This window comes from Corynebacterium sp. p3-SID1761 (assembly GCF_055862885.1).
Genome location: NZ_JBSQBJ010000006.1, coordinates 84,992 through 106,910, shown reverse-complemented (window position 1 = coordinate 106,910; position 21,919 = coordinate 84,992). Strand labels below are relative to the sequence as shown.

General features: G+C 58.5%; 17 protein-coding genes and 1 tRNA gene. 17 read left to right on the top strand and 1 reads right to left on the bottom strand.

Translation table 11 applies throughout. The features are described from left to right. Nucleotides 1-309 precede the first annotated feature (309 nt). The 13 genes from ACWXWJ_RS05120 to ACWXWJ_RS05060 all read left to right on the top strand — a co-directional run bounded on the left by ACWXWJ_RS05120 (nucleotide 310) and on the right by ACWXWJ_RS05060 (nucleotide 14,403). Nucleotides 310-382, top strand: a tRNA-Trp gene (locus ACWXWJ_RS05120). Nucleotides 383-422: 40 nt separating this feature from the next. Then, nucleotides 423-767 (top strand): preprotein translocase subunit SecE, encoded by a 345-nt coding sequence (gene secE / locus ACWXWJ_RS05115; RefSeq protein ID WP_293791657.1) that lies wholly within the window; start codon nucleotides 423-425, stop codon nucleotides 765-767. 87 nt (nucleotides 768-854) lie between these two features. After that, nucleotides 855-1,775 carry a transcription termination/antitermination protein NusG gene (nusG, locus tag ACWXWJ_RS05110; RefSeq protein ID WP_473963728.1) on the top strand — a complete coding sequence of 307 codons (921 nt, stop codon included), beginning with the start codon at nucleotides 855-857 and terminating at the stop codon, nucleotides 1,773-1,775. A 199-nt stretch (nucleotides 1,776-1,974) separates the two neighbouring features. Continuing rightward, entirely contained in the window at nucleotides 1,975-2,415 is a 441-nt protein-coding gene (rplK, locus tag ACWXWJ_RS05105) for a 50S ribosomal protein L11 (RefSeq protein ID WP_293791653.1), read from the top strand. 74 nt (nucleotides 2,416-2,489) lie between these two features. Continuing rightward, on the top strand, nucleotides 2,490-3,200 hold the full coding sequence (gene rplA, locus ACWXWJ_RS05100; protein WP_473963727.1) for a 50S ribosomal protein L1: 711 nt from the start codon (nucleotides 2,490-2,492) through the stop codon (nucleotides 3,198-3,200). Between the two features lie 241 nt (nucleotides 3,201-3,441). Next, nucleotides 3,442-4,467, top strand: a complete 1,026-nt coding sequence (locus ACWXWJ_RS05095) for a DNA cytosine methyltransferase (RefSeq protein ID WP_473963730.1) — start codon at nucleotides 3,442-3,444, stop codon at nucleotides 4,465-4,467. Then, a complete protein-coding gene (locus tag ACWXWJ_RS05090; RefSeq protein WP_034972492.1) occupies nucleotides 4,464-5,348 on the top strand; it encodes an NgoMIV family type II restriction endonuclease in 885 nt (294 codons plus the stop codon). The genes ACWXWJ_RS05095 and ACWXWJ_RS05090 overlap by 4 nt, the downstream gene beginning before the upstream one ends. A 151-nt stretch (nucleotides 5,349-5,499) precedes the next feature. After that, nucleotides 5,500-7,326, top strand: a complete 1,827-nt coding sequence (locus ACWXWJ_RS05085; RefSeq protein ID WP_473963726.1) for a TIGR03773 family transporter-associated surface protein — start codon at nucleotides 5,500-5,502, stop codon at nucleotides 7,324-7,326. Between the two features lie 2 nt (nucleotides 7,327-7,328). Beyond that, entirely contained in the window at nucleotides 7,329-8,894 is a 1,566-nt protein-coding gene (locus ACWXWJ_RS05080) for an anchored repeat ABC transporter, substrate-binding protein (protein ID WP_473963725.1), read from the top strand. 113 nt (nucleotides 8,895-9,007) lie between these two features. Continuing rightward, nucleotides 9,008-10,066 (top strand): choice-of-anchor M domain-containing protein, encoded by a 1,059-nt coding sequence (locus tag ACWXWJ_RS05075; protein WP_473963724.1) that lies wholly within the window; start codon nucleotides 9,008-9,010, stop codon nucleotides 10,064-10,066. After that, nucleotides 10,063-10,782, top strand: coding sequence for an anchored repeat-type ABC transporter ATP-binding subunit (locus ACWXWJ_RS05070; protein ID WP_448307837.1), 720 nt, complete (start codon nucleotides 10,063-10,065; stop codon nucleotides 10,780-10,782). The genes ACWXWJ_RS05075 and ACWXWJ_RS05070 overlap by 4 nt, the downstream gene beginning before the upstream one ends. Then, nucleotides 10,779-11,660 carry an anchored repeat-type ABC transporter permease subunit gene (locus ACWXWJ_RS05065; RefSeq protein WP_473963723.1) on the top strand — a complete coding sequence of 294 codons (882 nt, stop codon included), beginning with the start codon at nucleotides 10,779-10,781 and terminating at the stop codon, nucleotides 11,658-11,660. Before ACWXWJ_RS05070 ends, ACWXWJ_RS05065 begins: the two co-directional genes overlap by 4 nt. Beyond that, on the top strand, nucleotides 11,650-14,403 hold the full coding sequence (locus ACWXWJ_RS05060; protein ID WP_473963722.1) for a choice-of-anchor M domain-containing protein: 2,754 nt from the start codon (nucleotides 11,650-11,652) through the stop codon (nucleotides 14,401-14,403). Before ACWXWJ_RS05065 ends, ACWXWJ_RS05060 begins: the two co-directional genes overlap by 11 nt. Here the strand turns inward: ACWXWJ_RS05060 and ACWXWJ_RS05055 are convergent. Further along, nucleotides 14,400-15,320: an esterase/lipase family protein gene (locus tag ACWXWJ_RS05055; protein WP_473963721.1), complete on the bottom strand. Its 921-nt coding sequence runs from the start codon at nucleotides 15,318-15,320 to the stop codon at nucleotides 14,400-14,402. The two genes, ACWXWJ_RS05060 and ACWXWJ_RS05055, sit on opposite strands and share 4 nt — an antisense overlap. A 453-nt stretch (nucleotides 15,321-15,773) precedes the next feature. Between ACWXWJ_RS05055 and rplJ the strand changes: the two genes are divergently transcribed. The 4 genes from rplJ to rpoB all read left to right on the top strand — a co-directional run bounded on the left by rplJ (nucleotide 15,774) and on the right by rpoB (nucleotide 21,882). Continuing rightward, a complete protein-coding gene (gene rplJ, locus ACWXWJ_RS05050) occupies nucleotides 15,774-16,289 on the top strand; it encodes a 50S ribosomal protein L10 (RefSeq protein WP_448307842.1) in 516 nt (171 codons plus the stop codon). Between the two features lie 94 nt (nucleotides 16,290-16,383). Then, complete coding sequence (rplL, locus tag ACWXWJ_RS05045) at nucleotides 16,384-16,770, top strand: 50S ribosomal protein L7/L12 (RefSeq protein ID WP_473963720.1); 387 nt, start codon at nucleotides 16,384-16,386, stop codon at nucleotides 16,768-16,770. 183 nt (nucleotides 16,771-16,953) lie between these two features. After that, a complete protein-coding gene (gene pgfA, locus ACWXWJ_RS05040; protein ID WP_473963719.1) occupies nucleotides 16,954-18,081 on the top strand; it encodes a cell envelope lipid trafficking protein PgfA in 1,128 nt (375 codons plus the stop codon). A gap of 288 nt (nucleotides 18,082-18,369) precedes the next feature. Next, nucleotides 18,370-21,882, top strand: coding sequence for a DNA-directed RNA polymerase subunit beta (gene rpoB, locus ACWXWJ_RS05035; RefSeq protein ID WP_293791660.1), 3,513 nt, complete (start codon nucleotides 18,370-18,372; stop codon nucleotides 21,880-21,882). Nucleotides 21,883-21,919: the final 37 nt, after the last annotated feature.

Genomic DNA, 21,919 nt, shown 5'->3' with positions numbered 1-21,919 from the left:
GACACACTTTTCTTTACTTAACCCTAAGGGGGCGTGGGCATGGTGGCATTCTGGAATGCTCCATGCACTACGCGCGCAAAGCATGTGCAAGACCGGGGAGGGGCACGCGCCATATGAGGACAAGTTCTGAGAAACCCGCGCCCTATTTGGTTGCAGGCTTAGAACCCTGCTATTGTTCTTGAACGTTGCACTGAATGTGTGCCGTGGAAGCAATGCCCCAGCAACTGGACGCTGTATCTTCCCCGTTCACAGGACGTTGCTTCACCTACGTTGGTCTGATCACGTACACTCGTGAGTCAGAACTTCGATAGGGGCGTGGCTCAATTGGCAGAGCAGCGGTCTCCAAAACCGCAGGTTGCAGGTTCAAGTCCTGTCGCCCCTGCACGATCTTCCTTGTAGGTACCTTTAAGGAGAACTTAGACGTGAGCGACGAGAGCAAAAAGACCGCAGCCGGCGAATCCGGTAATGGCGGCAGCCTTCGTCCGTCTGGCAAGCGCCAGGTGGCTGGTCAGGCCACCACGTCTCGCGCTGTTGCCAATTCCAAGTCCAAGGCGCCAGAGGTTGTAAAGACCCGCAAGAATCCCTTCAGCGCCATCGTGGATTACATCCGCGGTGTTGTCTCTGAGATGAGCAAGGTTATCTGGCCTACCGGTCGAGAGATGGTGAACTACACCATCATCGTCCTGCTGTTCCTCATCTTCGTATGCCTGCTCGTTGCTGGCAGCGATTGGGTTGCTAGCTGGGGCTTGCAGCAGATTATGCGTTAATTGTGCTAAGCTGACGAACATCAACTTTTATACCGCCTTCGCCGCCCCGGCGATAGGCGGATTTTTAATGATATGGAGGGTATTTCCATGGCAGAGGAAAACCAGAACGACCAGGCCGTTAGCGCCGAAAGCTTGGCCGCAGCCGCACAGGAAGACGTGCAGCAGGCGGTAGCTGAGGCACAGAAGGATGCTTCGGGTGCTGAGGCTGAGGGCGTCACTAATGGTGACGCCGCAGCGCCAGCTACCGAAAACAGCGAAGAAACCGCCGCAGCTACACCGGCCGACGCGGAGCAGACAGAGGGGGCAGACGACGCTGAACAGTCCGCAGAGGACGCAGCAATGGAGGCGTACAAGACCCGCCTGCGTCAATTCATGCGCCAGCTGAAGAAGCTGCCGGGCGACTGGTACATCATTCAGTGCTACTCCGGGTACGAGAACAAGGTGAAGACCAACCTGGAGATGCGTGCGCAGACCCTGGGTGTAGACGAGCAGATCCATGAGGTCGTGGTACCGATCGAGGAGGTCGTGGAGCTGCGCGACGGTAAGCGCAAGCTGGTTAAGCGCAAGCTGCTGCCAGGCTATGTGCTGGTTCGTATGTCTCTTGAGGACGCCTCCTGGTCCGTCGTTCGCGATACCCCGGGCGTGACTAGCTTCGTCGGCAACGAGGGCAAGCCCACCCCGGTGAAGATCCGCGAAGTCGCAAAGTTCCTGCTGCCTCCGGAGACTGCGAAGCCGCAGGAGACCGAGGACGGCGAAGAGGTTCCAGCTACCGGAGTGGACGTTTCCGCTACGGGCGTGGCTACCCCGCCGAAGCCGGCCAGCGAGCAGGTTGTGGTGGACTACGAAGAGGGCGAGTCCGTCACCATCCTTACCGGCCCGTTCGCCTCCGTCTCTGCAACCATCAGCGAGATCGACACCGAGAACAACCGTCTGAAGGCCATGGTCTCCATCTTTGGCCGTGAAACCCCGGTTGAGCTGGAATTTGATCAGGTAGAGAAGCTGAACTAAAGTTATGCAGGTTGTCTGTGGCTAAACGCCGCAGATCGACACGCAAGTTTTCCATTTTCCGGTGGCCGGTGAAACTCCGGCATCCGGTCGACGCGATAGCTCTGCACTGGCCATCAATGGTGCAGTACCGTGTTCTGATCATTCTCTTTGATAGTGAATCGCCCGCGGATTGCGTTGATAACAGAAAGAAGGTTTAAAGATGGCAAAGAAGAAGGTCACCGGCCTCATTAAGCTGCAGATCCAGGCAGGCCAGGCTACCCCGGCACCGCCGGTTGGTCCGGCTCTGGGTGCCCACGGCGTGAACATCGTTGAGTTCACCAAGGCATACAACGCTGCAACCGAGTCCCAGCGCGGCAACATCGTGCCGGTGGAAATCACCGTTTACGAAGACCGCTCCTTCGACTTCAAGCTGAAGACCCCGCCGGCAGCTAAGCTGCTGCTGAAGGCTGCGGGTATTCAGAAGGGCTCTGGCGTTCCGCACACCGACAAGGTCGGCTCCGTTACTTGGGATCAGTGCAAGGAGATTGCAACCACCAAGAAGGAAGACCTGAACGCTAATGACGTTGAGGCTGGCGCTGCCATCATCGCCGGCACTGCTCGCTCCATGGGCATCACCGTCAAGGACGCTCCGCAGAAGTAGATTTTTCAGACCGTGGTAAGGCTACTTGCTTCGCCTGCACCACAACTCCAACGTTTCAATAGATTGGAATCATCATGAGCAAGACCTCTAAGGCATACCGCGCGGCAGCGGAGAAGATCGACGCTGGCCGCTTGTACACCCCGCTGGCAGCCGCAAAGGCTGTCAAGGAGACCTCCTCCAAGAACTTCGACGCCACCGTTGACGTTGCGATCCGCCTGGGCGTTGACCCGCGCAAGGCTGATCAGCTGGTTCGTGGCACCGTATCCCTGCCGAACGGCACGGGTAAGGAAGTTCGCGTTGTCGTCTTCGCTGAAGGCCCGAACGCTACCGCTGCTGAGGAAGCTGGCGCGGACGTCGTTGGCACTGCTGAACTGATCGAGAAGATCCAGGGCGGCTGGACCGACTTCGACGCTGCGATCGCTACCCCGGATCAGATGGCCAAGGTTGGTCGCGTGGCTCGCGTGCTGGGTCCCCGTGGCCTGATGCCGAACCCGAAGACCGGTACCGTCACCACTGACGTTGCCAAGGCTGTTTCCGAGATCAAGGGCGGTAAGATCTCCTTCCGCGTGGATAAGGCTGCTAACCTGCACGCCATCCTGGGTAAGGCTTCCTTCTCCGAGAAGCAGCTGGCTGAGAACTACGGCGCTCTGATCGACGAGTTGCTGCGTCTGAAGCCTTCTTCCTCTAAGGGTCGCTACTTCAAGAAGATCACCATGGCCTCCACCAACGGCCCGGGTGTTCCGGTGGATAACACCATCGTGAAGGACTTCACTGAAGAGGCTTAAGTCTCTTAGCCTCGAGTCCTTCTGGGCTTTGCACCCTCGCTACTTCTGGGTAGTGGGGGTGTTTTCATTTTGGGGTGTCCTGGCATGGCGGGAAGTATCTGCATCGAAAGAGTATATCGACTAGGTGTTCTATTATGGGCGCCTTTTAGTTTCGATTGATGGTCATTTGTGCAGGTCAAGTTAGTCGATGATTGGTTTTGCGGTTTCGGGCAGTGTCGCTGCGTCATGGTATGTTCAATCCATGCAAATACCGCTTACTTCGGTTGAGATTTGCGCTGGCGCTGGAGGCCAAGCGCTTGGTTTAGAGGCTGCCGGATTTATGCATCGTGCGGTGGTCGAACTCGATGCGCATGCCGTATCCACATTGCGGGCTAATCGTCCAGGATGGAACATTGTTCATGGAGACGTGCAAGATTTTGACATTGAGCCGTACGCAGATGATCTTGATCTGCTGGCGGGGGGTGTTCCATGCCCGCCTTTCTCGATTGCCGGTAAGCAGCTTGGGCAGGATGATGAGAGGGATCTGTTTCCGAGGGCGCTAGAGTTGACCGCGCAGTCACGTCCGAAAGCGCTCATGTTGGAGAATGTTCGAGGATTGGCACAACCTAGATTTGCTCGATATAGAAATGAGCTAGTCACTGAGTTGGAAGAGCTGGGTTACCGTACCTTCTGGGAGGTCGTTACAGCAGCAGATTTTGGAGTTCCGCAGCTACGCCCTCGCTTCGTGCTGGTTGCTTTGAGGGAGCCCTTTGCAGACTACTTTGCCTGGCCTGAGCCTCTGCATGTGCGAGTAACCGTGGGTGAGGCGCTCCATTCGCTTATGGCTGAGAATGGGTGGCCAGGTGCGGATGCATGGGCACAGCGGGCGAACGATATTGGGCCAACGCTCGTTGGTGGCTCAAAAAAGCATGGTGGTCCAGATGTCGGTCCATCGCGCGCTCGTGAAGGCTGGAAACGACTTGGTGTCAGGGGTACAAGCATTGCTCACGAGGCGCCGGGGCCGGATTTCCCTGTCGGGAATGGTGCAGAAATGCCACGGCTTACTGTTCGGATGGGGGCTGTGATTCAAGGATTCCCTTCTGACTGGAAGTGGGAAGGTGGCAAGACGGCAGCATGGAAGCAAGTGGGCAATGCTTTTCCGCCGCCAGTAGCGCAAGCGATTGGTGATCGCATTGCGGCGGCTTTGCGGCAGGAGTCGTTAAGTGGAATGGTTCCAGCGGAACCGGTGGTTCCAGAAATGAGTCTCTTGGAAGGGGCAGGGTTGTGAGTAACTCTGAATCGCTAATAACCCAGGCTCGCAAAGAGCTGCATCGAGAGTTGATCGATGAGGGCATTTTAACCATTGCTGATTCAGCAAAAGGGAGGGTTGCTTCAAACGCGGACAGTAGTAGTAATGCGTCGCGAGAGACTGCGATTCATCTAGCTGATCAGCTGGGTGCGAGCGTTGCCCGGAAGAGGGCGGGGCAGTCTATGGGTGCAGGCTTCGAGCATGCGGTGGCTCGTTTTATCGAGAATACTTTCACGCATATGCAGTCGGTGCGTCCGGGTCGATGGGAGGTTCAGAATGTTGGAAGCTCTCGGCGGCGTGATCATCTGTTTCTCTGCGAGCCGTACTCTCACCTGGCAGACCTGGCCGAGTTGGTGCGCAGGTATCCGGAATTGGGTGCTGCCCTCGGTAATAGCTATTCGATCTCTCCTGACATTCTGGTCCTGCGTGAGCCGGTGACAGACGATGAGATTAATGAGGGGGAGCTTCTGGTAGATGGCAATTCTGGTCTTGGTTCTCCTGTACGGGCGAGTAACCGCGAGAATCCTTCCAAGATTGTTCATGCTGTTGTGTCTTGCAAATGGACTATGCGGAGCGACCGAGCGCAGAACACCCGTGCGGAAGCTTTGAACCTGATTGAACATCGTAAGGCGCGTGCGCCACATATTGTTGCGGTGACGGGGGAGCCCTTGGTGACAAGAATCGCCAGTTTGGCTTTAGGTACTGGTGATATTGATATGACTTACCACTTCGCGCTCCCGGAGCTTATGAAAGCAGTGGAGGCGGTTGGGAGTGACGACACGTGCGAGCTGTTGCATACGCTAATTGCTGGCGACCGCCTTCGGGATATCTCCGACCTTCCCTTGGATATGTCGGTTTAACCATGGGGATCCATCCTCCTCTGACAGGGGCGGACGACGGGGTGGAACGACGGGTGGGGCAGCAGTCCACCTACTGTTTGAAAATGATTACCGCTTCACTATAGTCCTTAATGAAAACTAGACTCATTGTTTATTAGAAGGGCTATAGCTGGTGCACAACTCACCCCTCACGGCCTTTGGCCAGCGCGGCGGCGCCGCACGCCGTCCCCTTGCGATCCTCGCAGCCGCATTTCTTACCGCTTTTACCGCCTTCATCGGCGCTGGCAGCTTTGGGCTGCAGAGTTTGCCTCAGGCAAAGGCTGAATCCGTGACCCTTAACCAGGGGCACATTGATGCTTTCCATGTGACTTCTTCTGGCTCCGGCAACCTCAAGCTGGATCTCACCGAGGATGCCACGGGTTCCCACGTTGTACGAGATCCGAATAACGTCACTCTGGAAATCGGGGCACACGCCTACGAAACTCGCACGAAGGATATTAAAGGGATCGGCGCGCCGACCTACTACCTTCCGCAGACGCAGCAGGAGAAATTGATCTGGCCTGGCTGGGATACGCAGGGTGTTGCCCCTCACTACCAGGGCGTAAACATCAACTTCAACCGGGTATGCGGCCCAGGCCGAGTGTTTATGTGGAGCCAGGGCAAAATTGGCGGAATGACACCGCTGCTCACGGATGGCATCGAGGTGAAGTCCGGCAATAGCATCAACCAGTCCTACCCGAGCCATGTGCACGCCAACTGGGCCTTCGAGCGCCCCGGCCGTTACTCCATGCAGGTGCAGGCTACCGCGGACGGAGCGAAGTCCGAGGTAAAGACCTACACCTGGGTAGTGGGCAAGTCCGATCAGGATGAAAACGCTGATCAGACTGCCGAAGGTGCAACCCCATGCGGTAGCGAAGACGCCGCTGGTGGTGGCGGATCGGCTGACGGAGGCAGCACCTCCGCCGGTGCCACAGGTGGAGGAACTACAGGCGCAACTGGCGCTAGCAGCGCACAAGGTACGTCCAACAAGTCCACTTCCAACGGCAAGTCCAGCAGCAACTCCACTTCCAACAACAAGTCCGCATCCACCGCCAGCGGTAACAGCACTTCTTCTACTTCGAGTGCAAATGGAAAGTCCGAAGGCTCCGCTACTTGCAAGAAGGGCGAACCAGCCCTACGCCCGCAGATCAAGGACGACCGCACCCAACCGCCAAAGTGGACCAACCCCACTGCGCTCAACTTCGGCCTCGGCTCGGCAGCCAAGACGAACCTGCCTCAGGCCCTTGGCCCTGTTGGCGCCGGCACTGCATGGATGATCGGCGCCACCCAGACCAACGGCGTGCCGTGGGTGGGTGTCAACACCATGCACCCGGATCTTCTGGCTAACACGCAGGGAGACGTCACATTCCAGCTGACCTCTTTCAGTGGCCCCGGAAGTATGTACGTCTTTGAACAGGGCAACCTCGGTCAGGTCGTGGGCAAGGAATGGTTCAAGGCTTCCGGCGGCAACCCTTCCGGGTCCCACGTTGTTCCGCGCAACTCGCATGTCCACCCGAACTGGGTGTTCTCCAAGCCTGGCACGTACAAGGTAGGCATCACGCAGACTGCCACCACGAAGCAAGGCAAGAAAGTAAGTGCACCCGCTACGCTGACCTTCACTGTCGGCGGCAGTGGCAACGCCAATAGCGGCCACTTCGACTTCGGCTCAAGCATCACCACCGACGGTGACTGTGCTGCCGGTGCTGATGGTGCAGCTGGTGGATCCGGTTCCGCCGACGGTGGGGCTGGCGGATCCGGCTCGGGCGCAACGAACTCCGATGGCTCCCTGGCGGACACCGGATCTGCCTCGGCAATGCTGGCTCTCGCCATCGCAGGTGCGGGTCTGATCGCCCTCGGCGCAGGTGTGGTGTACATGCTGCGCACGAATACTCTGTCGTCCGAGACCTTGCTGCCTTCTCGTTCTATGACGCCCCCTCGTTCCAAAGGCTCCAAGTTTTAGGGATGGAGCGTCACGATTCATCGCGTAGGGGAGCAGCCAAATCCCTTTGCGCAAATGTCAGCGCAGCGCTGCTGGCTACCGGTTTGGCGGGCTGTGCGGTGGCAGGCGGTGAAAGCCTGCCCAGCCGCGAGGATGGCATCACCGATGTCGTGGCTTCTACCCCAATCATCGCCGATATCGCTCGCCACGTGGCGGGAGACTCCGCCCGTGTAACTTCGCTGATTCCGAACACCGCGGATCCGCACTCCTACGAACTAACCCTGCGTGATGTGCGCAATCTCGCCAACGCCGATATTGCCTTTAATAACGGGCTTCTGTTGGAACAACAGTCGGTGCTACGAACCATGGACAACGGTGTATTGCCCGGTGTGGAGGTCGTGTCTCTCGCGGATGTCGCGGCCAACCAGGGCGCCACAGTTATCCCGCTGGTGGAGAACATGGCGCTCGACACGGTGTGGCTGGGCATTCGAGCTCAGGGCATTGGCGCTAAACACGGTGGTTCCGCACACTCCGAAATGCACCTCAGCGTCACTGATGTTGAAGGGCCAGGAGATTCTGCGGCGTATATCACCGGAACATTTGGTCAACCGGAAGTGTTCTTCAACTCCCGCGATGGTTTCGATGCCTCCCGCGGCTACGAGGGCGATACCGCCACGCTGCCTGTCGACGCGCACACCCACATGAGCTGGTCTTTCTCCAAACCTGGCACATACACCCTGCACCTTCGTGCTTCTTTGGTTCCGGATGAAGGCAAACCGCCGCAGCATATCGCGGACCAAACTGTGAAATTCAATGTGGGCACGGATGACGGGGCGTCCAAAAAGATAGACAGTGGGCACTACGACATTTCGGTGAATGCGGACGAAAACAGCATCAACCTCGTAGGCGACGGCGGCACCTTCGACCCCAAGCAAGCAGTGGTCAACGTGCCAAACCAGACGTTGCAGCCGATCCCGGGAGACCCAACTTTCCGCTTTCTCGGAAACGCTGGGGATGAGACGTACCTGCTGCCGCAGGCTGTGCTGGGCAAGCACGTCCACGGCGAGCTCGACCCGCACCTGTGGCACAACGCGAAGAATGCGATGGCATACGTGAAGGTGATTCGCGACAAGCTCATTACTGTGGATCCCGATCACGCCGCGGACTACCAGGAGAACGCGCAGAACTACCTGGATCAGCTGGATCGCCTTGATCGTGAAATCAAAGGCGAGATCCGCACAGTTCCGGAGCACCGCCGCCACCTCGTGACGGCTCACGATGGCTATGCCTATTTTGCGGACGCCTACGGCTTGGATGTCGCAGGTTTCGTTACTCCGAACCCGGAGATCGAGCCGAGTACACGGGACCTTGTGAGTCTGACTCGCACTCTGGAAAACCTGAAGGTTCCGGCGGTGTTTATCGAGCCGACGATGGCGGGGCGCACCCGTGAGCTACAGCAAATCGCCGACCGATTGGGAGTTAGCGTATGCCAGATTCGCAGCGACACTCTCGACGAGAAAGCCCCGACATATGTGGATCTGATGCGCACCAATGCCGAGTCGATGGCCGACTGCCTGAGCAGCGCATGATTCGCAGTCGCAGTGGGGTCGATGGCCACGCGGGCGAAGCGTCGAAGACGTCCTTCAAGAACTTTTAGAACAACCGACGAACACAAAAGTCAGACGACAAGAGGAAAAGAGTAATGGCAACAATCAAGAATTCAGCAGCTAAGGTTTTCCTGGCGCCGGCGACGGCCATGCTGCTAGCCGGGGGAGTATTAGCAGCAGGCTCTCCAGTGGTTCTGCCGGTGGCAGCGGCGCAAGGGGCGCAGGGAGCAGAAGATCCCGCGCTGAAGCAAACTGTGACGGACAAGGAAGAGCACATCCCCGCCGGCACTGCGCATGTATTCGATCGCGGCCATGCGGACCTGGGCATGCGTTTGGACGGTGGAAAGCTGGATGTGCAGCTGCGTGACGATGCGGAAGAAAAGCCCGTGTGGCGTGTGTTGGATGACGTCGTCTTCGACGTATCTGACAAGGCCAAGCAGCAGCTGCCCGCCGATGGCGGTTATGAGTTCACCGGCGCGCAGCCGGGGCAGGAAGTCTGGGTGTTGCCGCAGACCGAGGTGCAGGGCGTGCCGTGGCTGGGATGGAACACGCAATCCCCGGCACTGATCGCACAGGCAAACCGCGGTGTGACCATGGAGTACCTGGGTCACCAGGGGCCGGGACAGATGAGCATGTTCCTGCAGGCCGGTGGTTTCGAAAAGCCCCAGGAGCTGTGGAACTCCGCGCAGCCCACTCCGCAGGATCTCTGGGTGGATCTCAATACGCACACCCATGCGAACTGGGTTTTTACCGAGCCGGGAGTGCATCGCGTTGCGATGGGAGTGCGAGTGAAGATGAAGGATGGCTCTGAGAAGACCACGACGAAGGTGCTTACCTTCGCTGTGGGAGTGGACCCTGCTGAGGCCCAGAACTCTGGTTGGGAAGGCGAGCTGCCGAAGGCCGGTGCTGCTTCTTCGGGTGACGCCAACGCTGCCAATGCCAACAATTCCAACTCCGACAACGGCGCCGATGGAAATTCGAACAACGCCAGTGACGAGGACTCCTCGGAGAAGAGCTCTTCCGCCCTGCCGTGGATCCTCGTTGGTGTGGGCGTGGTGGTCGTCGCTGTGTTGGTGCTTGGCTTCCTTTCCCTGCGAAAGGGCGCCAAGGAGCGCAAGCGCATTGAGGACGAACTGTGGGGTCAGCTGAAGTGACCGCACTCCAGATAGCGGACCTGCACGTGCGCCTTGCGGGACGGCAGATCCTCACCGATGTGAACCTGGAGGCACGTCCCGGTGAGCTGATTGGCCTGCTGGGGCCGAACGGCGCGGGCAAGACCACGTTGATGCGCAGCATCCTGGGGCTAATTCCGCGCACCAAAGGCAGCATCAAAGCCGCCAGCGTGGGCTATGTTCCACAGCGCCACGAGTTCGCATGGGATTATCCCATCGACGTGCGCCATACGGTACTCAATGGCCGTGCGGGCCTGATTGGTCCTCTGCGTAGATCCCGCCGGGCGGACTTCGCGGCGACGGCACATGCTTTGAAGCGCGTAAACCTGCAGCATTTGGCGGATCGGCCCATCGGACAGCTCTCCGGCGGCCAGCGTCAGCGCGTGCTGGTAGCCCGCGCCCTGGCCGTGGAACCCACTCTGCTGCTATTGGACGAGCCTTTCACAGGCATGGATTTCCCCAGCATCGAAGCTTTGGTGGAGATCCTGCAGTCCTTGGCCGCCGATGGCATGAGCATCCTCATGGTCACCCACGACCTCGCACAGGCGGTGCATGTATGCGATCGCCTGGTGTTGCTGAACGGGCGGATTATCGCTGATGGTTCGCCTAGCGAACTGCAGAATGCGGAGCCGTGGATGGAGACTTTTGACGTTCAACCTGATTCGCCATTGCTGCGGGGAGTGGGGTTGTCACAATGATTTCCTTCTCCCAATTCTTGGCCGACCTGACCAACCCTGCGTTGGCTTTCCTCCCGAAGGCGCTGCTTGTGGCGGTGCTTTCTGCATTGGTCTGTGGCGTTATCGGAACCCATGTGGTGTTGCGCGGTATGGCTTTTATCGGTGATGCGGTGGCACATGCCGTGTTCCCCGGCCTCGCAATCGCTTTTGCTTTGCAGTTTTCTGTCATCGCCGGTGGCGCGATTGCCGGTGCCGTGGTCGCTTTGCTGATCGCCCTGTTCTCGCAGCGCAGGCGTGTCAAAGAGGACACGGTCATCGGTATTTTCTTCGCCGCAGCCTTTGCGCTGGGTTTGGTAGTGATCTCGAAGGTGCAGGGCTACACGGCCAGCCTGAATAGCTTCCTTTTCGGCTCTATTACGGGTGTGTCCAACGAGGACATCATCTTCAGCGCCGTCGTCGGAGTCACCGTGATCGTTGTGGTGGCTGCCTTGCACAAAGAGATCGTTGCCGTCTCCGTCGATCGCGAGACAGCAGCTGCCATGGGAATCCGCGTGCTGCTGATCGATGTGGTGTTGTACCTGGCTGTCACAGCTGCAGTGGTGATGTCGGTGCGCACCGTTGGCAACATCCTGGTGCTCGCATTGCTGATTACCCCGGCTGCTGCTGCACGTCTATGGACCGACCGACTGGTCGTGATGATGGCCTTGAGTGCGCTCATCGGTACGGTCGGTTCCTTCGTCGGCGTGTATGTCTCATGGGCCATTGATGTGCCTACGGGTGCGACGATCGTCCTGGTTCTCACCCTCGTTTTCCTCCTCTCTTTCTTCCTAGCGACGCCCATTCGCGCCGCCAAACAATCCAACAACCCCTCACAGGTGGTAGCTACTGATGCAGAATAAGCGTGATCTTCTCAAGCAGCTGCGGTCGAAGCAGCTGAATGGCCTTGAACGGGCACACCTTGCCGAGCTCAAGCGCAGCCAGCATAAGTCCGCGCGGATGATGTGGGCGGCCAAGTCTATGTTGGCGGTATTGGGAGTGCTGGTGTTGACGGTGGTGTTCGGTGCGTGGAATGCGGCGTCACCACTACGCAGTGACCATCAGACCGCCGATATCCTGCAGCGGGCGCAGGCGACGCCGACGGGACACAAGCCCGGCGAGGTCAGCAGCGGGCCGACCGTGGGGAAGGATGTAAAGAACACTGCAACTGGTAAACCGCATGTGTGCGCAGGCAAAAAATTGCTGTACAAGGCGCATGTTGATGCGATCTACGGCACGTACAACAAAGGTAAGCCGGATGTGATGGTCGTGGACGGGCAGCAACCCGTTCCGGCCGACGACGTCTGCCTGCGCCTGGCGCCCGACGCAGTTGACGGTAGGGAAGTCTCCCGCATTAAGGTGCCGAACAAGAAGGCGCTGTCCTTCCTGGGGAAGCCCGGTACGGTGTTGTGGAATGCCCCGCAGGCCGTGGACTTTTCCTCCCAATGGCGCCCTATCTGGGCCGGCCTGGGTGCCTTTGATCCGGCGCATGAGGTAGAGGTGCCAAAGGACTTCGCAGAGGGGGCGTTGCACTTCCACATGAAGAAGTTCTCCGGTCCCGGCAACATGGAGGTCTTCTTCCACAATTCCGGCACGCCTACCCCAGAGCGCGTGCTTTCCACCAAGGATGGCCTCAAAGACTATGACTATGAGGTCGGTGGACATGGACACTTCAACTGGACTTTCTCTAAAGCGGGGCTGTACCAGCTGACGATGGCTTGGGATGTGAAGAAGTCCGACGGCACCACCGTCAAGTCCGCTGAGCGCACCATCAATTGGCTGGTGGGTAGCGACAAGCAGGTGGGATTGCCGGAGGGAACAACGACGGGATTGGAGAAGATCACAAAGCCCGTCGCGCCCTTTGACAAGGAGAAGCCGGATGAGGGGGATAAGCCGGGGCAGCCTTCGGATACTGAATCTACAGATCCGGCTGATCCGGCCGATCCCACGGCTCCGACTGATTCGACCGAGGGGACTGATCCCACAACCGGGGATTCCGGAGATGCCGGAACCGGTGAAGAAGGTGCCGAGGAGCCGACCGATCCCGAGGATGGCACGGAGGAAACGGAAACCTCCTGCGAGACTCCGAAGGAGGTCTCCGATGAGGAAGTCCGTGGGGAGATTGACGAGGCCTTTGGATCCAATGAAGGTACTGAGAGAGCGGTGATCCCCAGCGGCCACATGGATCTAGGCGTGGGTACCAATGATGCTTCGGATGCAGACCCGCACACCTTCCTCAAAGACGGTGCGGATCCGGCAAATGTTCAGGAACGCGAGTCCGGCAGCTTCATCTTCCTGGTTAATAGTCCAAAGGCTAAGGTGCGCGTGCCGGATGAGTACCGCGAGGAGCTGGGCAACAGCGCCATTTCCTTGCCACAGGCGCAGCAAGAAAACCGCGATGTTCCGTGGCTGGGCTTTTCCACCGAGCACCTGAACTCCGCGAAGGAAGGAGTGGACCTCTCCATTAAGGATTTCGAGGGGCCGGGTCGAATGGTGACATTGGAATCCACTGGCTTGGATACCCGACTCCGCCTCGATTCTGAGCACCGTGAAAACAAGCTTCACTATTCGGTGGGCGCTCACAATCACCAGCAGTTCCTCTTCACCAAGCCGGGTGCGTATCGAGTCGTCTTCCGCTACGAAGGCACCACCGTGGATGGCAAGAAGTTCGATAGGGAGCTAGAGACCTTCTTCGTCATCAAGGACAGTTGCGGTGAAGAAGGTAACGCAAAGAACGGTAAGTCTGGGCTCGAGGAGCTACAGGAGCTCCAGAAGCATCTCGATAGCGAGAACGTGAAGATCGGCAAGTACATGGACACGATTGTCGGTGGTATCGAGGCACTGCGTGGAAACAACAAGTCTCCACAATCGGATGCTAAGAACAACTCCAGCAACACCGCCGCGGGTGGTGTAGGCAATGGTGCAAGCGGCGATGGCGGAGCGAGCGGTACAGCGACCGGCGCATCCAGCGGCACAGCGACCGGTATGTCCAATGGACACTCCAACGCTGCAGGCGCTGCATCCAATGGTGGTGCAAGTAATGGCTCCGGTTCCAACGGAACGAGCGGCAGTGGTACTGGTGGTGGACACTCCGTGAGTGGCGGTTCTACCGGGGGTAGCAATGGAGCGGCGGATGTGTCTAGCGGTTCTGCTGGTGGTGACATCGCCTCCGCCTCGGACGGTGGTGCTGGGGATGCTGGAATCGCCGAAGAAGCCGGCAGCGTCGAGGGCGAGGCAGCAGGTGAAGAGGCCGGCGGCGGTGGTGGCATTCACCGCATCAACGCCGCCCAGGGGCAGCACAATGGCAACGCCGCACCTGCGCACTCCGATGGTGCACAGAACGTGGAGACCAAAAAGACTGCCGCCGAATCCTTCCTGGATTCCCTCACCAGCGGTGGCTGGACCACTGGTTTCCTGTTGGGCTTAGGCCTGATGGGGCTTCTCGGTGGCGCATTGCTCTTCTTTGTGGCGGCACGCAATATGCAGCGAGCTCACACCATGCAACTTCTGCAGGCCTACCGGGAAATCAGCCGGGACCGCGCTGAGCAGGCCTATGCAGAAGGCACCTATGAGGAGGACGGCTGGGCTGAAGGCCAGGAGCGCTAACCGCGCCTCCGCGGCAGCCGGAACTCTCCCATCAAAGGCAGCACCATCCCGCGCTTCAGCGGGTTGGCTGCACGGTAAGTCTCTGGGCCGTCGTCGCCCGGTGCCAGAGCTTCCAAGATCAAATCAACCACACGCGGCGAATAGAGCATTGCCAGGTGCCCCGATAGATCCAGCGGGTTACCATCCTGCACACTCAGGTTGCGCACCCGGGCGCCTTCACCCGCAACCATCACCTGCTTCAAACGGGGCGTCGCAATACCGTCGTACTTGGCCGTAATCATCGTGTAGTCGACGCCCGGCGTGGTGTCGCCTTCGCGGTTCAGGTAATCACCGAACTCACTGCCGACGCGCTGGTCGATAGCGGCACCACCAAGGAATTTCTCCAGGAACCCAGCAAGATTATTGTTCGGGTCGATCCGGTCGCCCAGTGTCGATATGCCAGACAACGTGGTGCCATGGTGTGCCGGCCCTACGCCGATCAGCCGAGCCACTTTATTGCGAGCCACGTCCACCCGATCCGCACCGCCGGAATCGGAGAGGTAAAGGCGCGCCTGAGCGACTCCCTGCGAGTGTCCCACAAGGTTCACCTTCTGCGCCCCTGTGCGCTCGATAACCTCGTCGATAAAGGCTGCGACCTCCAGTTGGGAGGTGCGCAGGAAATTGTTCGCATATACGCCCGCGGCTTTTCCTGTGATCGCGGATCGATCCTTGCCGTAGTTCACGGCAAAAACGGGGTGGCCCGCCGCGATGAGGTGTTTGGCGATGTAATCCCACGTGTTATAAGCATTCAGCCACGTGCCGTGGATCAGCACCGTTGGTGTTCTGCCGTCTAAAGGTTCTTCCCATTTATTGACGCCCTCCGGTAGGGGATTGTCGCGTCGCAGGCTGGATAGGAACTTGGGGATAAATGCGTCCATAAAACCCAAGGGTAACTAAATGGGGATCCTCCAGTTTTATAAACGAAAGAATTGATAGAGGTAAAAGCTGCGATTTGGAGAAGTTGTGGACAGGGGTGTAACCTCCTTCGAGGAAGTTTGACTAGATCAACAACGAGATCAGCAACGTCAAGTTTTCACCGAAGACCGTCGGTCATCACCGTCTACATATTCCTTAAAAGGGAGAATGTGGACAGGAGATTGAAGGATCATCGTCATAGATGACGGCCCACGCAGGTAACACGATTAGACGTTCGGATCGGATTCCAGCCTTTAAAAGCCGGGGATCCTACGAATGCGCCTTGTGCTTCTTGCGTATCACGCCGGAAAACAAGGCGCTTTGTCGTTTATGTACAGTGTTGCCCTTCAACAATGATCGTCGGTGGACGTATTGCGTAAAACGTACACCGTATACATCAGGAAGGAGGCGAGAGTATGGCTAATCCGAAGAACACCGCTTCGCTGGAAGAGCTCAAGGCACGCTTCGAGCAGGCTCAGTCCACTCTGTTGACCGAGTACCGTGGCCTGTCTGTGGCTGAGACCACCGAGCTGCGTCGCGCTCTGGGTTCGGAAGTTACCTACTCCGTCGCCAAGAACACCATGATCAAGCTGGCTGCACGCGAAGCTGGCATTGAGCTTGATGAGTCCCTGCTGACTGGTCCGACTGCTATCGCATTCATCAACGGCGAGGCCGTAGATGCTGCGAAGGCTATGAAGGACTTCGGCAAGGATCACAAGAACTTCGTGATCAAGGGTGGCTACATGGACGGTGCCACGATTGATGCAGCTCAGGTTGAGGCAATCGCCGAGCTGGACAATCGCGAAACCACGCTGGCCAAACTGGCCGGTGCCATGCAGGGTTCCTTGGCAAAGGCCGCAGGCCTGTTCAACGCACCAGCATCCCAGGTTGCACGCCTGGCCGCTGCACTGCAGGAGAAGAAGGAACAGTAAGTTCCTTCCCCACACACATAAGACATAAACCACTTTGCCGGTTGGGTCACCAACACTTTCTGACTCTCCGGCGCAACTACGAAAGGATGCCATCATGGCTAAGCTCACCAAGGACGAGCTCATCGAGGCTTTCAAGGAAATGACCCTCATCGAACTGTCTGAGTTCGTTAAGGAGTTCGAAGAGGTCTTCGACGTTACCGCTGCTGCTCCGGTTGCTGCCGTTGCTGCTGCTGGTGGCGCTGAGGGCGGCGCTGCTGCTGAGGAGAAGGACGAGTTCGACGTCGTTCTGGAGGACGCAGGCGCTAAGAAGATCGGCGTTATTAAGGTTGTCCGCGAGATCGTCTCCGGCCTGGGCCTGAAGGAGGCTAAGGAGCTGGTTGAGGGTGCTCCGAAGGCCATCCTGGAGGCTGCTTCCAAGGACGACGCTGAGGCTGCTAAGACCAAGCTGGAAGAGGCTGGCGCTAAGGTCTCCCTCAAGTAAGCTCGTCTTACTTTCCGCACGTCGGCCACGTGCCGACGGTGCGATTGAACTAAACCGCTGGGAATCACTTTTTGTGGTTTCCGGCGGTTTTTTGTTGCCTTGCTACGCTAGGAGGACAATATTGAAAGCGTGCTTGCTGTTGTGGGTATGCGAAAGAACTAAAACGCAGATGGTGGCAGAGAAGTGACGAAAGATTCCAGCTCCACGAAGGGGACCGGCAAAGGCCTCTACATACTGGGTGCGCTCGGTGCACTGATTGGCGTTGCGCTGATTACTGTGGGCGTCATGCTTCCGAAGGTGGTGTCGAACGAGAAAGCGGTACCGCTAGACCTGGCTGCGACGACGATTACCCTGAACGATCCCGCGGCGGTGATTGGCCCGAATTACCAGGGCTTGGATGGGAAGAAGGACGTTACGGCGCCGGTCAATAGGCAGTTCAAGATCACTTTGGAGGAGCCTGCGACCGATGAGGAGGCGAGCGCTCGAGTAGGCGTCACTACGGCTCGCACCGACGTCAAGGACGACCTGAAATCTCTGCTTGATGCACAGGTGTGGAGCTTCACTGTGGATCGTAGATCCGGTGAGGCTAAGGGCGGAGCGAAGGTATCCGACACTCCTGCTACTCCCGCGACTGAGGGAGAGATTGTCGGCTATTGGGCCAAGTTCCCACAGGGGACGGAGCAGCGTTCTTATGACTATTTCGATATGACGCTACGTCGCGCGTTGCCCGCCGAGTTCACTGGTACTCGCACGGTGACCACTGCCGATGGTCACGATCACGAGCTTTACGTGTTCCGTCAGGAAATCCCTGCCACGTCCGTAGCTAAGGAGTATGCGGGTATCCGCAACACCATCACTGTTGAAGGAGAGAATGGGAAGCCTCAGCGTGCGCAGCTGTTCCACGAGGGGTGGCGAGAGCTAACTGTGGAGCCGAAATCGGGTCTGCTGGTCGGCGTCGAGGAGGACATCAAGGACACGTACCGAGACAGCTCGGGCAAGGAAGTGCAAAACCTGTTGAAGTTCCACGGTAAGACGCCACAGAGGGTGACGTCGTCCATGCTGGATCAGGCCATGGAAGTCAGTGGTCAGCGGCACACCGACAAATGGGGTCTTGCATTGATCGTTGCGGGTGTTATTGTGGCAGCAGCATCCGTCGTGTTGGTCCTGTGGATCCGAGCTAAGAGGCGGGCTCGGCAGTGGTCTGAGCGAAAGGCTCAAAAGTCGGCTCAGAAGTCGGCCGAGAAGGCGGCTGAAAAACGGACTGAAGAACAGGCTGAGGAAAGAGCAGCGGGGGCTGCAGACGGAGCCTAGACAATCGCGCAGCGATGCTATAGGATAGTTCGTTGCGCTGGATTTGAATTGTTGAGCTATTCGCTTCGACGAAACGACTATCGGGTTGCGTAGACGCGATGCGAGAGCATTGCTCGAAAAGCAGACTTTGCCAAACGTGCCAAAAAGGCCATTTGACAAGGTCGTTTAGTCGTTTCTGCGTGGCGATAGTTTGGCAGGGAAAATCCATCTAAATCGACCATCACGAGACCGTACACACACAATCACGACCGTGCACTACAGCTCCACCACGTAGTGCCGACCGATGTTGTGCTGGAAGGACCCATCTTGGCAGTCTCCCGCCAGACCAGCTCAGTGGCCGGAATTCCCGGAGCTCCGCAGCGACACAGCTTTGCGAAGATCGATGCTCCGATTGAGGTTCCAGGCCTTCTAGACCTCCAACGAGAGTCCTTCGCTTGGCTCGTTGGCACGCCTGAATGGCGCGCCCGTGCCCAAGCTGAGGCAGGGGAGGACGTCCGCATCATGAGCGGACTTGAGGAGATTCTCGAGGAGCTTTCTCCGATCGAGGACTACTCCGAGAACATGTCCCTTACCCTGTCCGAGCCCCGTTTCGATGACGTGAAGTCCACCATCGACGAGGCGAAGGATAAGGACATCAACTACGCGGCACCCCTGTATGTGACCGCGGAATTCACCAACTCCATGTCCGGTGAGATCAAGTCCCAGACCGTTTTCATCGGTGATTTCCCGATGATGACGGACAAGGGCACGTTCATCATCAACGGCACCGAGCGTGTTGTCGTGTCCCAGCTCGTCCGTTCCCCGGGCGTGTACTTTGACGCTTCTATCGACGCCTCTACCGAACGTCCGCTGCACTCTGTGAAGGTGATCCCTTCCCGCGGCGCATGGCTGGAATTCGACGTTGATAAGCGCGACACCGTTGGCGTGCGCATCGACCGCAAGCGCCGTCAGCCGGTAACCGTTCTGCTGAAGGCTCTGGGCCTGACCACGCAGGAAATCACCGACCGCTTTGGCTTCTCCGAAATCATGATGTCCACCCTGGAAAAGGACGGCGTGGACAACACCGACGAGGCACTGCTGGAGATCTACCGCAAGCAGCGTCCGGGCGAGTCTCCGACGCGCGACTCTGCACAGGCTCTGCTGGAAAACTCCTTCTTCAAGCCGAAGCGCTATGACCTGGCCAAGGTTGGTCGTTACAAGGTGAATCGCAAGCTTGGCCTGGGTGGCGATACCGATGGCGTGATGATCCTCACTGAAGAGGACATTCTGACCACGATCGAGTACCTGGTGCGCCTGCACGCAGGCGAGAAGTCCATGACTTCCCCGGACGGTACCGAGATTCCGATCGATACCGACGACATCGACCACTTCGGCAACCGTCGTCTGCGTACCGTAGGCGAGTTGATCCAGAACCAGGTTCGCGTTGGCCTGTCCCGCATGGAGCGTGTAGTGCGTGAGCGCATGACCACCCAGGATGCGGAGTCCATCACGCCGACCTCCCTGATCAACGTTCGTCCGGTTTCCGCAGCGATCCGCGAGTTCTTCGGCACCTCCCAGCTGTCGCAGTTCCTGGATCAGAACAACTCTCTGTCTGGCCTGACCCACAAGCGTCGTCTTTCTGCGCTGGGTCCGGGCGGTCTGTCCCGTGAACGCGCTGGCCTGGAGGTTCGCGACGTTCACCCGTCTCACTACGGACGCATGTGCCCGATTGAGACCCCTGAGGGCCCGAACATTGGTCTGATCGGCTCCCTGTCTTCCTTCGCCCGCGTGAACCCCTTCGGCTTCATCGAGACCCCGTACCGCAAGGTTGTGGATGGGCAGATCACCGATGAGGTTTACTACTTCACCGCGGATGAAGAAGATCGCCACGTGATTGCTCAGGCGAACACTCCGTTCGACGAGAATCACCGTTTCACCGAGGAGCGCATTGAGGTTCGCCTGCGCGGCGGCGACGTGGAGGTCGTCCCGTACACCGAGGTGGACTACATGGATGTGTCGCCGCGACAGATGGTTTCCGTGGCAACTGCGATGATTCCGTTCCTCGAGCACGACGATGCTAACCGTGCGCTGATGGGTGCCAACATGCAGCGTCAGGCTGTGCCGCTGCTGCGCTCCGAGTCCCCGTACGTGGGTACCGGTATGGAGCTGCGCGCTGCGTACGACGCCGGCGACATGATCATCGCTCCGAAGGCCGGTGTGGTGGAGTACGTTTCCGCCGATTACATCACCGTCATGGACGATGAAGGTGTGCGCGATACCTTCATGCTGCGCAAGTTCGAGCGCACCAACCAGGGCACCTGCTACAACCAGAAGCCACTGGTGGACGAAGGTGACCGCGTTGAGGCCGGCCAGGTTCTGGCTGATGGTCCGGGTACCGACAACGGTGAGATGGCACTGGGTAAGAACCTGCTGGTTGCTTTCATGCCGTGGGAAGGCCACAACTACGAGGACGCCATCATCCTGAACCAGCGCATGGTTGAGGAGGACGTCCTGACCTCGATCCACATCGAGGAGTACGAGATTGACGCCCGCGATACCAAGCTGGGCCCGGAGGAGATCACCCGCGACATTCCTAACGTGGGCGAAGACGTCCTGGCAGACCTCGACGATCGCGGTATCGTCCGCATCGGCGCCGATGTCCGCGACGGCGACATCCTGGTCGGTAAGGTCACCCCGAAGGGTGAAACCGAGCTGACCCCGGAAGAGCGCCTGCTGCGCGCCATCTTCGGCGAGAAGGCCCGCGAGGTTCGCGATACGTCCATGAAGGTTCCGCACGGCGAGACCGGTAAGGTCATCGGCGTCCGCGTCTTCTCCCGCGAAGATGATGACGACCTGGCAGCCGGTGTCAACGAGATGGTTCGCGTCTACGTTGCTCAGAAGCGCAAGATCCAGGACGGCGATAAGCTCGCCGGTCGCCACGGCAACAAGGGTGTCGTGGGCAAGATCCTGCCGCAGGAGGATATGCCCTTCCTGCCGGACGGTACCCCGATCGACATCATCCTGAACACTCACGGCGTGCCGCGTCGTATGAATATTGGTCAGGTTCTGGAAGTGCACTTGGGCTGGCTGGCTAAGGCCGGCTGGAAGGTCGATACCGAGTCCCAGGATCCGAAGATCCAGAAGATGCTGGAAACCCTGCCAGAGGAGCTTTACGACGTTCCGGCGGACTCTCTAACGGCTACCCCGGTGTTCGACGGTGCTTCCAACGCCGAGCTTTCAGGGCTGCTCCGCTCTTCGCTGCCGAACCGCGACGGTGAGCGTCAGGTCGACGACTTCGGTAAGTCCAACCTGATCGACGGCCGCTCCGGCGAGCCCTTCCCGTACCCGGTTTCCGTGGGCTACATGTACATGCTGAAGCTCCACCACCTGGTCGATGAGAAGATTCACGCTCGTTCCACTGGTCCTTACTCCATGATTACCCAGCAGCCACTGGGCGGTAAGGCACAGTTCGGTGGCCAGCGCTTCGGTGAGATGGAGGTGTGGGCAATGCAGGCTTATGGCGCTGCCTACACCCTGCAGGAGCTCCTGACCATCAAGTCCGACGACGTGGTTGGTCGTGTGAAGGTGTACGAGGCGATCGTGAAGGGCGAGAACATCCCGGATCCTGGTATCCCGGAGTCCTTCAAGGTTCTTCTGAAGGAGCTGCAGTCGCTGTGTCTGAACGTTGAGGTTCTGGCCGCTGACGGCACCCCGATGGAGCTGTCCTCTGACGATGACGATGAGCTGGAGAACGCTAACGCAGCTCTGGGCATCAACCTGTCCCGTGACGAGCGTCCGGATGCTGACATGGATGTCAGCTAGGGCGTTGACGACCCTAAACATCTGACTTTCGTACATT